Below are 14,633 nucleotides of genomic sequence, written 5' to 3'. Positions count from 1 at the left end.
CATGCCCGGTCTCCTCAAGGGGATTCCTCTTACAAGGTCGCGGCCTGCGGGTCCCAGCCGTCCGGCAGCGGCTCGGGGGCGTCCGGCGCGGAGCCGATGTCGCGGAACTCCGCCCGCTCACCCGACTCCGTGATGGCCGCCATGAGTTCGAGCACGTGGTAGGTCAGCTCGCCCGACGCGCGGTGCGGCGTGCCGGCGCGCAGCGACCTCGCCATGTCGAGCACGCCGATGCCGCGCCCCGCGGTCGTGCCGGTGATCGGCAGCTCCCGCCAGTCGGCGTCGCGCAGCCCGCGGACCAGCAGCGGGCCCTCGAACGTGTTGGGATCGGGCAGCGAGAGCGCGCCCTCGGAGCCGATCACCTCGATCATCCGCCGGTTGATCGCCGAGTCGAAGCTGAACGTGGCCGACGCCGTCGCCGTGCCGGGGAAGTCCAGCAGGGCGTTGACGTGGGTGGGCACGTCCACTGGGAACAGCTTGCCCGCCTTCGGCCCCGAGCCCACCTCGCGCTGGTCGCGGGCCCTGCGCGTGCCCGCCGCCACCCGGACGACGGGACCGAGCAGCGAGACCAGCGCGGTCAGGTAGTAGGGCCCGAGGTCGAACAGCGGTCCGCCGCCCGGCTGGTAGAAGAACTCCGGGCTGGGGTGCCAGGACTCCGGCCCGAGGCTCTGCGTGGCCGCGGTGACCGCGACGGGCTTGCCGATCAGCCCCGAGGAGATCGCGTGCAGGGCCGACTGCAGGCCCGCCCCCAGGAACGTGTCGGGGGCGCCGCCGACCCGCAGCCCCCGGTCGGCCGCCTCGGCCATGACCTTGGCGGCCTCGTCGGTGGTCATCGCCATCGGCTTCTCGCCGTACACGTGCTTGCCGGCGCGCAGGCTCTCCAGCGCGACGGCCGCGTGCGCGGACGGGACCGTGAGGTTGACGACGATCTCCACCTCGGGGATCGCCAGGGCGTCGGCGAGGGTGCCGGACACCTCGACGCCGTGCTCGCGGGCCACCTCGGCGGCCCTGCCGGTGTCGATGTCCGCGACGGCGAGCACGCGCACGTCGGGGAAGGAGGTGAGGTTGCGTAGGTACTGGCCGCTGATCACACCGGCGCCGACGAGCGCGACGCCGACCGGGCCGTTGCTCAATGCCCCTCCAAGGAGGTGAGGTACGTGTGGCTCTCCGCCAGGGCGGCGAAGACGTCGGTCGCGCACTCGTCGAGCTCGACCACGCGCCGGGCGTCGGGGGCGGCGGCGAGGATCTCGGGCACCGGCATGGCGCCCGCGCCCACCGCCGTGTGCGGCTCGCCCTTGACCACCGGGCCGTCCTTGACGTGCAGCGCGATCACGCGGTCCGCCAGGCGGCCGAGCAGCGCGGGCACGTCGGCGCCGCCCACGGCCGCCCAGTAGGTGTCGATCTCCAGGAACACCTCGGGCGCCAGCAGGTCGGCCAGCACCTCGATGGCGTGCCGGCCGTCCACCTCGGGTTCCAGCTCCCACCAGTGGTTGTGGTAGCCGATCCGCATGCCGTGCCGCGCGGCCTGCACGGCCAGATCGTTGAGCAGGTCGGCGGCCCTGGCGATGCCGTCGCGGGTGGTGAACTCCTCCGGCGCGATGCCGGCCGGCACGATCACCTTGTCCGTGCCGAGGGTGGCGACCGCCTCGAACACCTCGGCGGGCTCACGCTGGAGCACCGCGCCCGCGTGCGTGCCCGACACGCTCAGCCCCAGGTCGTCGGCGACGGCGCGGAAGCCCTTCGGGTCGTTCAGCGGGTCGTACGGCTCGACGGCCCGGTAGCCGGCCTCGGCGACCCGGCGCAGCGTGCCGTCGCGGTCGTCGGCCAGCGCCTGCCTGACCGTGTAGAGCTGGACGCTGATCGGTCCGCTCATCCGCGTACCCCCAGGAGGTGCTCGAGCGCGAGCTGGTTGAGCCGGGTGAAGTGGAAGCCGCGGGCGGCCGCCTCCTCCACGTCGAAGTCGTCCTTGGCGAGGTCCTGCCAGGTCTCGCCCTCGGCGAGCGTGGGCTTGGCCAGCTCGTCCACGCGCGAGGCCCTGATCGCCTCCTGGACCTCGGGGTCGGCGCGGAAGGCGCGCGACTTCTCCTTGAGGATCAGGTACGTGCGCATGTTCGCCGCCGCCGAGTCCCACACGTCCTGCGGGTCCTCGGTGCGCAGCGGCTTGTAGTCGAAGTGGCGGGGGCCGTCGTAGCCGCCGTTCTCCAGCAGGTCGACCAGGAAGAACGCGCTCTTCAGGTCACCGTGGCCGAAGATCAGGTCCTGGTCGTACTTGGGACCGTGCTGGCCGTTGAGGTCGATGTGGAAGAGCTTGCCGTGCCACAGCGCCTGGCTGATGCCGTGCACGAAGTTGAGCCCGGCCATCTGCTCGTGGCCGACCTCCGGGTTGAGGCCCACCATCTCGGGGTGCTCCAGCTCGTTGATCAGCGCCAGGGCGTGGCCGATCGTGGGCAGGAGGATGTCGCCGCGCGGCTCGTTCGGCTTCGGCTCCAGGGCGAAGCGGATGTCGTAGCCCTTGTCGATGACGTACTGGCAGAGGAGGTCCAGGCCCTCCTTGTAGCGGTCCATGGCGGCCTTGACGTCCTTGGCGGCGTCGGACTCGGCGCCCTCGCGCCCGCCCCAGCACACGTACGTCTTCGCGCCCAGCGAGGCGGCGAGGTCGAGGTTGCGCATGACCTTGCGCAGCGCGTAGCGGCGGACGTCGCGGTCGTTGCTGGTGAAGGCGCCGTCCTTGAAGACCGGGTGGGTGAAGAGGTTCGTGGTCGCCATCGGGACCTTCATGCCGGTCTCGTCGATGGCCTTCCTGAACGCGGCGACGGCCTTGTCGCGGTCGGACTCGACGGCGAGCAGGTCGTCGTCGTGGAACGTGACGCCGTACGCGCCGAGCTCGTGGAGGCGGTGGACGCTCTCCACCGGGTCGAGCGCGGGCCGGGAGGCGTCGCCGAACGGGTCGCGGGCCTGCCAGCCCACGGTCCACAGGCCGAAGGTGAAGCGGTCGTCGGGAGTCGGCGTGAAGGATGCGGTCATTTTCGGGCCCCTGTAACTTTTAGTCCATAATCTGTACTTATCCTGAGGAGGTGGATGCCATGTCGTCAAGAGGGGTCAGGCATGATTCCATGCGCGCCCGTAACCTGGCCGTAGTGCTGGCGACCATTCACCGATCAGGACCTCACACCCGGGCATCGCTCGCTGAGCGGACCGGGCTCACGAAGACCACCGTATCCAGCCTGGTCGCCGACCTCCTTGAGGCGGGCGCGGTGACCGAGAGCGGCGCCGTGCGGGCGGGCGAGCGGGGGCGTCCCGGCGTGGCGGTCAGCCTCAGCGGGCACCGGGTGGCCGCGCTCGGGCTGGAGATCAACATCGACTACCTCGCCGCCTGCGTGGTCGACCTCACCCGTACGGTCCGGCTGCGGCGCATCATCCCCGCCGACAACCGCAACTCCGACCCCGCCGCCATCCTGGAGAGCCTGCGCGCCCTGGCCAAGGAGACCACCGCCGAGGCGGCCGCCGCAGGGCTGCGCGTCATCGGCGCCGCGCTCGCCGTCCCCGGCCTGGTCGAGGGCGGCATGCTGCGCAGCGCCCCGCACCTCGGCTGGCGCGACGTCCGCGTGTCGGACCTCGTGGACATGCCGTTCGAGGTCGACAACGAGGCCAACCTGGCGGCGCTCGGCGAGCTGTGGTTCGGGCCCAGGGAGAGCGACTTCCTCTACGTCTCCGGCGAGATCGGCATCGGCGCCGGCCTCGTGGTGCAGGGCGGCGTGTTCAAGGGTACGTACGGGCTGGCCGGCGAACTGGGCCACGTCGTGGTCGTGCCCGACGGGCCCGGCTGCCGCTGCGGCGGGCGGGGCTGCCTGGAGGTGTACGCCGGCCAGGACGCCCTCCTCGGCGACCTCGGCTCGGTGCGCGAGCTGGTGAGCCGCCTGGAGTCGGGCGACCAGGCGGCCCTGGAGGCGTGCCGGCGGGCCGGGCACGCGCTCGGCGTCGCGCTCACCTCGGCCGTGCACCTGCTCGACCCCGGCACGATCGTGCTCGGCGGCATCTTCGCGCCGCTGTTCCCCTGGCTGGCGGCGCCGGTCTCCGGCGGCCTGGGCACGCGGCTCGCGCAGATGCGCGGGGCACCCCCCGACCTCGTGGTCTCGGCCACCGGCTCCGACGCCGCCGTGCTCGGCGCGGCCGGGCTGGTCATCCAGCAGATCATCGCCGAGCCCGCCAAGCTGCTCGGCCTCTAGCGCCCGGCCCGAGACCGTGAACGGGCTGGTAAGGGCCGGAGAGATCTTCCTCCTGGACGCTTAGATCCGCATTACGCGCCGCCTTTTATGGTGACGGCCGAGACCGTACCTCGGGAGCAGCCCATGTCAGAGCGAAAGGCGAAGCGCAGGCGGGCCGCCATGCGACGTGAGGAAACCCTTCTGCGGGAGCAGCGTCGGCGACTCGGACGCCGGATCGGCTACGGCGCCGCCGCCGTGCTGTCGGTGGTGTTCGTGGCGATCGGCGTGCTGGCGTACCTGTCGGTGGGGAACGACCAGCCGCCCTCCGCCGGCACCGCACCTCCTACCGCCACGGCGTCCACAGCGTCCACAGCGTCTACAGCGTCCGCGTCGGCCTCCCCGACGTCGTCCGCCACCAAGTGAGGGGTGCGGCGGAAGTGGCTGGGTGAGATGCCGTACTCGCGGCGGAAGGCCCCGGAGAAGGCGAACTCGGTGGCGTAGCCGACCTGCCTGGCGATCGCCGCCAGCGGCGCGTCCGTCTCGCGCAGCAGCCGCGCGCCCCGGTCGAGCCGCAGGCCGATCAGGTATTTCATCGGCGGCCGTCCCATGACGGCGGCGAAGCGCCGGGCGAAGGCCGTCCGTGACAGGCCCGCCGCCGCGCTGAGGCGATCGACCGTCCACGGACGTTCGGGGTGGTCGTGCATCGCGCGCAGCGCGGCGGCGATGCCCGGGTCCTCGGTGCCTGGCCAGCCGGTGCCGTGCCGTTCGTGCCACTGGCGCAGCACGTGGACCAGGATCAGGTCGAGCAGCGCGGGCAGCGTCGCGCCGGTGCCCATCTGCGCGCCCGACACGTCCGTGCCGAGGAGGTCGACGAGCACTCGCAGCTCGGGGTGCGCGTCGTAGTCGGGCGAGATCGCGATGAGGTCGGGCAGCGCGCGCAGGTAGCGCGGCGCGGCGCCGTGCGCGAGCCGGTAGGAGCTGCACAGGAACTCGAAGTCGAACGGCCCAGGCGCGGGCGGGATCGGGCCCGTCCCGGCGGGCGGCAGGTCGCGCAGCGCGCGTGGCGACCTGCTGAGGCCGTGCTCGGCGCCGGAGGAGGTGAGGACGACGTCGCCCGGCCGCAGCGGGACCGGCTCGGCGTCCTCGGTGATGAGCCAGCAGGCACCGCGCAGCACGATGTGGATGCCGCTGCCGGAGAAGGCGGGGAACCGCATGCCGGGGGAGCCCGACGACCTGATCACGCGGCCGGCCGCGCTGCCGACGCGTACGGTGCGGATCACCTCGCTGAGCAGGTCCATGGTTTCGATGGTATGAGCGGAACACGTATGGGCCGGTACGTCCCGCGTATGGTGCTCAGGCCGGTCAAAGGGGTGTCATCGATGACGTGTCCGATGAAACCACCGAGATCCTGCGGCTGCACGCGGAGAAGACCGAGCAGGGTGACCGACCCGCCAGGGAGAGCATCGACGCGCTGCGCGCGGACGGCGCGTTCGCGCTGCGCACGCCCCGCGCGTACGGCGGCGCCTGGGCGGGCACGGAGGCCATCGCCCTGCGCCTGAGCGAGCTGGGCCGCGCCTGCCCGTCGAGCGCCTGGCTCGCGGGAACCTGCGTCACCTCCAAGAACCTCACCACGCGGTGCCTGCCCGACGAGGCGCTGCGCGCGTGCTTCGCCGACCCGGACGCGCTCTTCTGCGGCTCCGGGGTGCCGCGCGCCCATGGCGAGCGCACGGCCGACGGCGTGCGGATCGACGGCCGCTGGTCGTACGTCTCCGGCTGCGAGGACGCGACCTGGGCCGGGCTCGGCCTCATGATGGACGGCCGGTTCTCCTACGCCGTCGTGCCGACGGCCGACCTCGTCGTGGAGCGGACCTGGCACATGGCGGGCATGCGCGGGACGGGCAGCCACACGCTCGTCGCCTCAGGCGTCGTGGTGCCGGACGCCCACGTGCGGGCGGCGGAGCCGTTCGGGGGCCGTGACCTGCTGCTGTACGGGACGACGGTGCTCGCGCCCGTGGTCGGCGCCACGTGGGGGGCGCTCGACCTGACCGAGGCCATGTTCGCCTCCGACCGCAAGCCGTTCATGACCGGGTACGCCCGGATGGGCGACTCGCCCGGGGCCCGGCACTGGCTGGCGGAGGCGGCCCACCTCGCCCGGCGCGCGCGGCGCACCATGCTCGCCGTGGCCCGCGCGGCGGACGACGAGGACCTGCCCGAGGCCGAGATCCCGCGCCTGCGCATGGAGCTGGCGGACGCCGGCAGGGACTGCAGGGCGGCGGTCGAGCGCGTGATGGACCTGCACGGCACCGGCGGCTTCGCCGCGGCGAACCCGCTGCAGCGGTTCTGGCGTGACGTGTCGGTGGGCAGCCGGCATCCCCACCTGAACCCGTACCTGGGGATCGAGAACTACGGCACGGCCCTGGCCGGCTAGCTCGCGAGCACGTCGTCGAGCCGCCACAGGCGGGTGACGCCGTCCTGGCCGCCGGCCGCGAACGTCGTGCCGTCGGGGGAGAACGCGACCGCGCGCGTTGACTCGCCGGAGACCTCCTTGAGGAGTCTGCCCGAGCGGGGGTTCCACAGGCGGACGGCGTCGGCCGCGGTGACGAGCACCGAGCCGTCAGGGCTGTAGGCGACGTCGTTGACTGTGGTCCCGTGGCCGCGCAGGGCGTGGCGGAGCCGGTTCGTCCTGGCGTCCCAGACGAAGACGTCGCCCGACGCGTCGCCCGACGCGAACGTGCTGCCGTCGGGGGCGAAGGCGAGCGCGTGCAGGGTGGTGTCGCGCTCCGGGACCAGCTCGGCCAGTTGTTCGCCCGTCGTCACGTCCCACCTGCGGATCGTCTCGCCCGCCGCGGTCGCCAGACTCTGCCCGTCGGGGGCGAAGGCCACGGCGCTCACGCCGCCCAGGTGGCCGGTCAGCGTCCTGAGGTGCTCGCCCGTCTCGGCGGCCCACAGGCGGGCGGTGCCGTCGCGGCTCGCGCTCGCCAGCAGCCGGCCGTCGCGGCTGAACGCCAGCTCGCGGAGGGCGTCGGTGTGTCCCGTCATGCCCTTGACGGATCGGCCGGTGCGCGGGTCGAAGAGGCAGGCGTCCCGGTCGCACGAGGTGGCGACGCGGTCGCCGGCGGGGGCGAAGGCGACCGTCCTGGGGTCGGGCCAGGGGTTGTCCAGGGTGCGGAGCTGCCGTCCCGTCCGCGCGTCCCACAGGCGGACGCGGTCGCCCGCCGCGGTGGCGAGCAGGTCGCCGCCGGGGCCGAACGCCACGTCGTCCACGGTGTCCTCCTGCCCGGCGAGGACGAGGGCGGGGGCCGGCGTGGCGGTCAGCGCGATCAACGTGCCGCCGAGCAGGACGGCGACCCCGATGACGGCGGCTGAGACGCCGTAGCGGGCGCGGCCCGGAGGAGAAGGTGGCGGCTCCTCGACGAGGGTCGGCGGGATCGGCGGCCGGTAACCGGTGACCACGGTCTCCGCGTCGGTGCGGGTCCCTGTGTCGGTGCGGGTCTCTGTGTCGGTGCGGGTCTCTGTGTCGGGGCCGGTCATCGCCTCTGGGGCGAGGGACGCGCAGACGGTCATGACGTGGGCGAGCCTCGGACGGTCGGCGGGGTCCTTCGCCAGGCAGGCGCCGATCAGCTCCGGGAGCGGCTCGGGCAGGCCGGACAGGTCGGGCTCGTCGTACACGATGCGGTGCGTGATCGCGTGCGCCGGCCCCTCACCGTACGGGCCGCGTCCGGAAGCGGCGAAGGCCAGCACGCAGCCCAGCGCGAACACGTCGGCGGCCGGCCCCACCGGATGGCCGGTCACCTGCTCGGGCGCCATGAACGCGGCGGTGCCGAGGACGGCGGCGGTCCTGGTGTAGGAGGTGGTGTCGAGGGCACGCGCGATGCCGAAGTCGATCAGGCGCGGCCCGTCGGCGGCCAGGATGACGTTGCCCGGCTTGAGGTCGCGATGCACGATCTGGCAGGCGTGCACCGCGCCGAGCCCCTCCGCCAGCCCCGCGCCGAGCGCGGCCACCTCGGGCAGAGGGAGCGGGCCGTGGTCGCGTACCGCGTCGTGCAGGGAAGGGCCGCGCACGTAGGCGGTGGCCAGCCAGGGCGGGTCGCCGTCGGGGTCGGCGGCCACGACCTCGGCGGTGTGGAAGCCGCCGACGCGGCGCGCCGCGGTGATCTCGGTGGCGAAGCGGCGCCGGAAGTCGGGATCGTCGGCCAGCTCGGGGCGTACGACCTTGACCGCGACCTCCCGCCCGCCCGGCGACCTCCCGAGGAACACCTCTCCCATGCCGCCGCCGCCCAGCCGGGCCACCACCCGGTAAGGACCGATCCGGCGCGGCTGCCGCGTGTTCGCTGCGCGCACGATCCTCCCGCGACTGCTCGTGATCCACGTCTGACGAAACAGTAACCAACCGATCGCGATCGGTCATGTCTCATCGAGTGATCACGTCTGCCTTGGAGACCGGCCTTACTAGGACTTCGACGGTGACGCCGCGTAGATGCGCGACGGTGAGGCCGCGTAGACGGCCGCCGAGGGTGACGCCGCGAAGACGGAGGACAGCTGGCCCTCCTCGATCGGCTGCCGGCTCAGGAGCGACAGAGCCAGCCCTAGCGCCTCCTCCATCACGGTCAGGTTGAGGCGGTACCAGATGGTGGTGCCCTCCCTTTCCCCGATGATGAGGTCGGCTCCTTTCAAGATGTTGAGATGGCCGGACAATGTCGGTCTGGGTATCGCCAGGCGCTCGGCGATCTGGCCGGCCGAAAGGCGATCATGTTTCCGAAGAATGCGTAACACTTCGCGTCGTCGTACGTGGGCCAATGCTTCGAATGTGTGATTTACCGGCACCCTCGACCACCTGTTTCAACGCTGGTCTTCGGCGAGCTCCCCGCTGCCCAAGGCGTACATCGTAGATCTGGGCGGTCAGGGCTCAGTATCCTGCCCGGGGCACATACGGGTCATGGCCGGGAGTCAGATGACCATGACTCGAGTCATGGCCGGGCGGTGGCAAAGCATGACCATCACCACGCTGTGCTGCGGCAAGTGGACGGTTATGCTCGCGGTGTGCCGGGCGCGGGGTCCATTCGAGACATGAGTCGTTGGGTGGGGTTCACCGACGACCGTCCTCCTCTCGTGTTCGGCGTCTTCTTCTGGGGCTCCGCGCTCATCAGCGCTCTGGTGTTCCTGGCCGGGTTGGCGGAGTTAGGCCGGCTCGGCCCGGCCGACTGGCCTCTGACGCAGGTGTTCGTGCTGATCAGTGCCGGTGCGCTGGCGCCGAGCTGCGTGCTCTGGCCGTTCCTGCCGTGGCGGACGCAGCCGCCGCCGCTGCGCAAGGCGGTGACCGTGGCCTTCCTCGCCACGAGCCTGCTGCTCATGCTGGCCGGCGGCATCGCGGCGCTGCTGATCGTCAGCGTGGCGGTGGGCAACGCGCTGGTCGTGTTCGGGCTGCGGGGCAGCATCGCGTACGCGACGACGGCGGGCCTGTTCCACTTCGGGGTCGGCGCCGTCAATCCCGGGCAGGCGACGCTGGCGGCCGTGCTCAACGGGGCGAGCGTGCTGCTCCTGTGCCTGGTCATCATGGTCGTGGTGATCGCCATGATCGAGTCGCAGCGCCGCGCCGAGGTCACCAGGCAGCTCCTGTCCGACCTCGAAGAGGCCCACTCCGAGCTGCGCCGCTACGCCGCCCAGACCCGCGACCTGGCCATCGCCCAGGAGCGCGCCAGGATGGCCAGGGACATGCACGACTCCGTCGGCCACTACCTCACGGTGATCAACGTGGGCCTCGCCAACGCCCAGCGCTACCGCACCGCGCGCCCCGAGGCCGCCTGGGAGGAGGTGCGGCAGGCCAAGGAGCTGACCCTGGAGGCCCTGACCGACACCCGCCGCTGGGTGCGCGCGCTCAAACCGCTGTGCATGGAAGGCCGTACGGGCATCGCCGCCCTGCGCGCGCTCGCGGAGTCGTACGGCTCCGCCGACACCGATGTGACCTTCACCGCCACGGGCGCCTGGCCGGACGTGGACGAGAACGGCGAGCTCGTCTGCTACCGGATCGTCCAGGAAGGTCTGACCAACGCCCTGCGCCACTCCAAGGCCCGCCACATCACGGTCACCGTCGACGCCACCCCCGAGCGGGTGCGGGTGACGGTCTCCGACGACGGCGCGGGCGCCGAGGGGGAGGCGATCGCGAACGGGTTCGGGCTGCGCGGCCTGCGCGAACGTCTGGAGTCGATCGACGGGTCTTTGGACGTGCACAGCGATCCGGGGGAGGGCTTCACCCTTGAGGCCACGGTGCCGGCGCGAGCCACGGATATGGGGAGAACGACGACGTGATCCGGGTCATGCTGGTCGACGACCAGATCTTGATGCGTGAGGGCCTGCGCAAGCTGCTGGAGATCGAGCCGGGCATCGAGATCGCCGGCTCCACCGGCAACGGCGCCGACACCCTCGCCCTGCTGGCGAACACCCCGCCGGGCGAGCATCCCCATGTGGCGCTCGTGGACGCCCGCATGCCCGTGATGGACGGCGTCGAGCTGGTCGAGCGGTTGCGTACGGACTTTCCGCGGATCGCCTCGGTGATCCTGACGACGTTCGACGACGACGACTACATCTTCGGCGGGCTGCGCGCGGGCGCCAAGGGCTACCTGCTGAAGGACATTCCGCCCGACGAGCTGGTGACGGCGATCAGGCGGGTGGCGGGGGGTGAGACCGTGCTCGGCGGCACCGCGACGGAACGCCTGGTGGCGGCCTTCCGCGACGGCGCGCACCAGCCGGACCCCCGGCCCGAGCCCGAGCCGGAGCCGCCGGTCGAGCCGCCCTGCGGGCTGTCCGACCGCGAGTACGAGATCGCCATGCTGGTCGGCTCGGGCGCCTCCAACAGGGAGATCGCGCGCCGCCTCTACATCACCGAGGGCACCACCAAGAACCACATCTCCAACTGCCTGCGCAAGCTGGGGCTGCGCGACCGCACCCAGCTCGCGGTCTGGGTGTCGCAGAACCCGCCCCAGCAGAACCCGCCCCAGCAGAACCCGCCCCAGCAGGCCGGTCAGCCGCCGACCAGCTCGGCGTAGAGGTGTGAGGAGCCCAGCAGCTCCCGGTGGTCGCCGAAGCAGGCGCGGGTGCCGTCGAGCAGCAGGATCCGGTCGGCGCGCAGCGCCGACGACGCCCGGTGCGCGATCACGATGAGCGTGCCCGGCCGGGCGCGGAAGGCCAGCTCGGCGCGGGCCTCGGCGACCGGGTCGAGGTGGCAGCTCGCCTCGTCGAGTATGACCACGCGGGCTCGGCTCACGTAGGCCCTGGCCAGGCCGATCAGCTGCTTCTCCCCTGCCGACAGGCGGGCCGGGTCCACCGCCGCCGCCGGCCCGCCGAGTCCCGTCACCAGGACGTCCGCGCCGACCTCGCGTACGGCGTGATCGAGCTCCTCCTCGCTCGCATCGGGGGCGAGGTAGCGCAGGTTCTCCCCGACGGTCCCGGAGAAGACGTACGACTCCTGCGGCACCAGCACGATGTGCTCCCTGCGCCGGTCGGACGGCAGCCGGTCGGGCGCCGTCCCGCCGACCCTGATCCGGCCGCCGTCCGGCACGGCGAGGCCGGCCAGCAGCATGGCCAGCGTCGACTTGCCGATCCCGCTGGGGCCGACGATGGCCAGGTGGCCGTCCTCTTCGACGGTGAAGGACAGGTCGCGCAGGACCGGCTCGACCTGCGTGCCGTAGGCGAAGGTGAGGTTCTCGACCCTGATGTCCGTGCCGTGCAGCACCGCCGCCGGGTCGCCGGAGAGCTCCCTGCGGGCTGCGCCGGCCTCGGCGAGCCTGCGGACCGTGACCGCCAGCTGCAGACCCGCGCCGCCGATGACCTCGGTGAGCATCCGCATGGCGGGCTCCAGATGCGTGCTCAGGTAGGTCGCCGCGCCGACCAGCACGCCCACGGTCGTCCCGTTGCTCACCAGCCAGGGCGCGGCGAACAGCAGGCACAGCAGCGGCAGCTGCCCGCCGAGCGTGGTGATCACGCTGCGCGTCGCGGTGGCGTGGGCCAGGTGCTGCTGCGCGCTCCGCTCGCCGGCCATCGCGGTGGTGACGGCGCCGACGACGGCGTCCTGGCGGCCGAACGCCGCGATGTCGCGGTGCCCGGCCAGCGCGCCGCCCACCTCGCCTGCGACGCGCTCGTTCGCGGCGATCGCCGCGCGCTGGCGGTTGACGAGCTGCCGCAGCAGCCCGGCGAACAGCAGCGCCGCCACGAGCACCGGCGGCAGGGTCAGCCAGACGATCTCGGGGGCGAGCGCGCTCAGCCCCGCGACGGCCGCGACGATGGTGAACACGAACCGCCGCAACCCGTTGAGCAGCGACGAGACGGCCTTGCGTACGGACTCGACCTGGCTCGTGGCCCGCGAGACCGCCGCGTCGTCCACGCCGTCCCCGCGCACGACACCGGTGACCACGGCCCGCAGCAGGTCGTCGCGGAGCGGCTCGACGATCGCCCCGACGACGGGAGAGGTGAAGCGCGAGGCCACGGCGCCGATCGCGTACGCGAGGAGCATGCCGCTCAGCCACCACAGCCCTGTGGACACCGAGCCCCGCAGGAACCCCTCGTCGATGGCCTTGGCCATCAGCACGCCGGTGGTCATGGCCGGCGCGGCCTCCAGCACCGACCAGCCGGCCAGGACGATCAGCGACCGGCGGCGGCGCAGCAGCGAGCGGTGGATCAGCCGCCAGCTCACGACGTTCTCGTCAGGCACGGCTCAGCTCCCGTTCCTCGCGACGGTGGTCTTCGGGGCCGGGCTGGAACAGCCGGCGGTAGTCGGCGACGCGCCACAGCTCCTCGTGGGGCGCGAGCGCGCGGATCCTCCCCTGGTCGAGCCAGGCCACCAGGTCGGCGCGCGCGGCCACCGAGAGCTTGTGGGTGACGAGGAGCCTGGTGAGGTCAGTACGCGCGGCGACGGCCTGGCAGATGCGCAGCTCGGTGACGCTGTCCACGCTGGACAGGGCGTCGTCCATGATGAGCAGCCGGCCCTGGTGCGCCAGGCCGCGGGCCAGGCCGAGCCGCTGCTGCTCGCCGCCCGACAAGGGGGTGCTCGCGCACGGGGTGAGGTAGCCGTCGGGCAGGCGGCTGATGAACAGGTCCGCCTGCGCGGCCATGGCGGCCTCGCGGGTCCTGTCGGGGTCGGCGCCGAAGCGGATGGCCTCGGCGAACGTACCGGCCAGGTAGGAAGGCCGCTCGAACGCCCAGCCGACGGCGGAGGCGAGCGCGCCGGCGGACAGCTCGCGCAGCGGCACGCCGTCCAGGAGCACGCGGCCCTCGTCCGGGTCGATGAGCCGGCCCGCGACGGACGCGAGCGTGGACTTGCCCGAGCCGGACGCGCCCACCACCGCGACCGTGCCGCCGCCCGGCACCCGCAGGTCGATCCCGTCGAGCACCGGCCCGTCCTGGCCCACGACCGTGACGTTCTCGAAGACGAGCTCGCCTGGCCCGGCGGGCAGCGTACGGTCGCCGTGCCCGGTCACCGGGACGGACAGCACCTCCTGCACCCGGCGGGCGCCCGCCCGCGCCTGGGCCAGCGCCATGAACATGTTGGCCTGGCTCAGCAGGCCGAGCGCCATCCCCGCGTACCCGGCCGCGGCCGTGAGCTGCCCCGGCGTGATGTCGCCGCCCACCAGCGCGTACCCGGCGGTGCCGAGGACCGCGACCTGGATCAGCGGCATGAGCAGGGCGGCGCGCAGGTTGAGCCGGCCCTGGAGGTTCCATGAGTCGCGCCCGGCCTCGTGCAGGCCGGGCAGCTCGGACAGGACGCGGTCGATCTCCTGGCGTTCGGTGCCGGCCGCGCGTACGGTGCGGATGCCGGTCAGCACCTCGACCAGCCGTCCCGAGATCCGGCCCTGGATGGCCAGGTACGTGGTCAGCAGCGGCGAGATGCGGCCGACGAACGCGCGGATCATGATCGTCGCCAGGGGAGCGCCGACGAAGAAGGCGATGGCCAGCCGCAGGTCGATCAGGCACAGCGCGACCAGCGCGCCCCCCGACACCAGCAGCGAGGACGCCCACACGGTGAACAGCGGCACGACGGACGCCGCCTCCGTGACGTTCGTCAGCAACCGGCTGGTCAGGTCACCGCCGGCGAACCTGCCGCGGTCCCTGACCCCGAGCCGCAGCACGTGCTGGAGGAACCGGCGGCGGAGGTCGAGGACGAGCGAGTTCACGCACCAGGTGGCGATGAGCTGGTTCGCCACCTCTGTCAGGAGCAGCAGGCCCACCAGGGCCGTCAGCCGCAGGAGCGCGGTGTCACCTGAGCCGGTGAGCCGTTCGTCGATGGCCGCGGCGACCAGGGCGGGCAGGGCGATGGCTCCGGCGGAGCGGCAGAGATTCAGGGTGAGGAGCGCGGCGTTCCAGGCCCAGCCGGACCGCACCGTACGCGCGAGCAGGCGGTCCGCGTCTGTCCAGGTCATGCGTGGTGCCTCCGTGGTCACG

At 72.7% G+C, this 14,633-nt stretch carries 12 protein-coding genes; 4 read left to right on the top strand and 8 right to left on the bottom strand.

From position 1 onward, the window contains the following. Positions 1–29 precede the first annotated feature (29 nt). From ACFFR3_RS35485 to xylA, 3 genes are read right to left on the bottom strand one after another with little or no spacing between them, the layout of a single operon-like run. Positions 30–1,130, bottom strand: a complete 1,101-nt coding sequence (locus ACFFR3_RS35485; protein WP_379484574.1) for a Gfo/Idh/MocA family protein — start codon at positions 1,128–1,130, stop codon at positions 30–32. Further along, complete coding sequence (locus tag ACFFR3_RS35480; protein ID WP_364368211.1) at positions 1,127–1,870, bottom strand: sugar phosphate isomerase/epimerase family protein; 744 nt, start codon at positions 1,868–1,870, stop codon at positions 1,127–1,129. Before ACFFR3_RS35480 ends, ACFFR3_RS35485 begins: the two co-directional genes overlap by 4 nt. Then, positions 1,867–3,021, bottom strand: a complete 1,155-nt coding sequence (xylA, locus tag ACFFR3_RS35475; protein WP_355415287.1) for a xylose isomerase — start codon at positions 3,019–3,021, stop codon at positions 1,867–1,869. The genes ACFFR3_RS35480 and xylA overlap by 4 nt, the downstream gene beginning before the upstream one ends. Positions 3,022–3,110: 89 nt before the next feature. On the opposite strand from xylA, the gene ACFFR3_RS35470 reads away from it, so the two are divergent. Continuing rightward, entirely contained in the window at positions 3,111–4,223 is a 1,113-nt protein-coding gene (locus ACFFR3_RS35470; RefSeq protein WP_379484573.1) for an ROK family transcriptional regulator, read from the top strand. 218 nt (positions 4,224–4,441) lie between these two features. Here the strand turns inward: ACFFR3_RS35470 and ACFFR3_RS35465 are convergent, their stop codons facing one another. After that, on the bottom strand, positions 4,442–5,500 hold the full coding sequence (locus tag ACFFR3_RS35465) for an AraC family transcriptional regulator (protein WP_345393886.1): 1,059 nt from the start codon (positions 5,498–5,500) through the stop codon (positions 4,442–4,444). 86 nt (positions 5,501–5,586) lie between these two features. On the opposite strand from ACFFR3_RS35465, the gene ACFFR3_RS35460 reads away from it, so the two are divergent. Next, positions 5,587–6,630, top strand: coding sequence for an acyl-CoA dehydrogenase family protein (locus tag ACFFR3_RS35460; RefSeq protein WP_379484572.1), 1,044 nt, complete (start codon positions 5,587–5,589; stop codon positions 6,628–6,630). On the opposite strand, the gene ACFFR3_RS35455 is transcribed toward ACFFR3_RS35460, so the two are convergent. Further along, positions 6,627–8,543: a WD40 repeat domain-containing serine/threonine protein kinase gene (locus ACFFR3_RS35455; RefSeq protein WP_379484571.1), complete on the bottom strand. Its 1,917-nt coding sequence runs from the start codon at positions 8,541–8,543 to the stop codon at positions 6,627–6,629. The genes ACFFR3_RS35460 and ACFFR3_RS35455 overlap by 4 nt on opposite strands. Positions 8,544–8,651: 108 nt before the next feature. Beyond that, on the bottom strand, positions 8,652–9,026 hold the full coding sequence (locus ACFFR3_RS35450) for a metalloregulator ArsR/SmtB family transcription factor (RefSeq protein WP_345393894.1): 375 nt from the start codon (positions 9,024–9,026) through the stop codon (positions 8,652–8,654). Positions 9,027–9,269: 243 nt separating this feature from the next. On the opposite strand from ACFFR3_RS35450, the gene ACFFR3_RS35445 reads away from it, so the two are divergent. Together ACFFR3_RS35445 and ACFFR3_RS35440 are read left to right on the top strand one after the other, a co-directional pair. Continuing rightward, positions 9,270–10,508, top strand: coding sequence for a sensor histidine kinase (locus ACFFR3_RS35445; RefSeq protein ID WP_345393897.1), 1,239 nt, complete (start codon positions 9,270–9,272; stop codon positions 10,506–10,508). An 8-nt stretch (positions 10,509–10,516) separates the two neighbouring features. Next, positions 10,517–11,245, top strand: a complete 729-nt coding sequence (locus ACFFR3_RS35440) for a response regulator (protein WP_379484656.1) — start codon at positions 10,517–10,519, stop codon at positions 11,243–11,245. On the opposite strand, the gene ACFFR3_RS35435 is transcribed toward ACFFR3_RS35440, so the two are convergent. Together ACFFR3_RS35435 and ACFFR3_RS35430 are read right to left on the bottom strand one after the other, a co-directional pair. Then, complete coding sequence (locus ACFFR3_RS35435) at positions 11,221–12,906, bottom strand: ABC transporter ATP-binding protein (RefSeq protein WP_345393900.1); 1,686 nt, start codon at positions 12,904–12,906, stop codon at positions 11,221–11,223. The genes ACFFR3_RS35440 and ACFFR3_RS35435 overlap by 25 nt on opposite strands. Further along, the gene (locus ACFFR3_RS35430) at positions 12,899–14,611 is read right to left on the bottom strand and encodes an ABC transporter ATP-binding protein (RefSeq protein WP_345393903.1); all 1,713 of its coding nucleotides are present in this window, start codon (positions 14,609–14,611) and stop codon (positions 12,899–12,901) included. The genes ACFFR3_RS35435 and ACFFR3_RS35430 overlap by 8 nt, the downstream gene beginning before the upstream one ends. Between the last annotated feature and the right edge of the window lie 22 nt (positions 14,612–14,633).

Source organism: Nonomuraea salmonea, from assembly GCF_042428605.1.
In the GTDB taxonomy this organism is placed as follows: Bacteria; Actinomycetota; Actinomycetes; order Streptosporangiales; family Streptosporangiaceae; genus Nonomuraea; species Nonomuraea salmonea.
The sequence above is the reverse complement of the archived record's forward strand: the minus strand, read 5'-3'. Positions and strand labels throughout refer to the sequence as shown.

Coding starts and splice junctions, on each gene's coding strand:
- ACFFR3_RS35480 (WP_364368211.1), bottom strand. CDS start 1,870: ATGAGCGGACCGATCAGCGTCCAGCTCTACACGGTCAGGCAGGCGCTG.
- xylA (WP_355415287.1), bottom strand. CDS start 3,021: ATGACCGCATCCTTCACGCCGACTCCCGACGACCGCTTCACCTTCGGC.
- ACFFR3_RS35470 (WP_379484573.1), top strand. CDS start 3,111: ATGCGCGCCCGTAACCTGGCCGTAGTGCTGGCGACCATTCACCGATCA.
- ACFFR3_RS35465 (WP_345393886.1), bottom strand. CDS start 5,500: ATGGACCTGCTCAGCGAGGTGATCCGCACCGTACGCGTCGGCAGCGCG.
- ACFFR3_RS35445 (WP_345393897.1), top strand. CDS start 9,270: ATGAGTCGTTGGGTGGGGTTCACCGACGACCGTCCTCCTCTCGTGTTC.
- ACFFR3_RS35440 (WP_379484656.1), top strand. CDS start 10,517: ATGCTGGTCGACGACCAGATCTTGATGCGTGAGGGCCTGCGCAAGCTG.
- ACFFR3_RS35430 (WP_345393903.1), bottom strand. CDS start 14,611: ATGACCTGGACAGACGCGGACCGCCTGCTCGCGCGTACGGTGCGGTCC.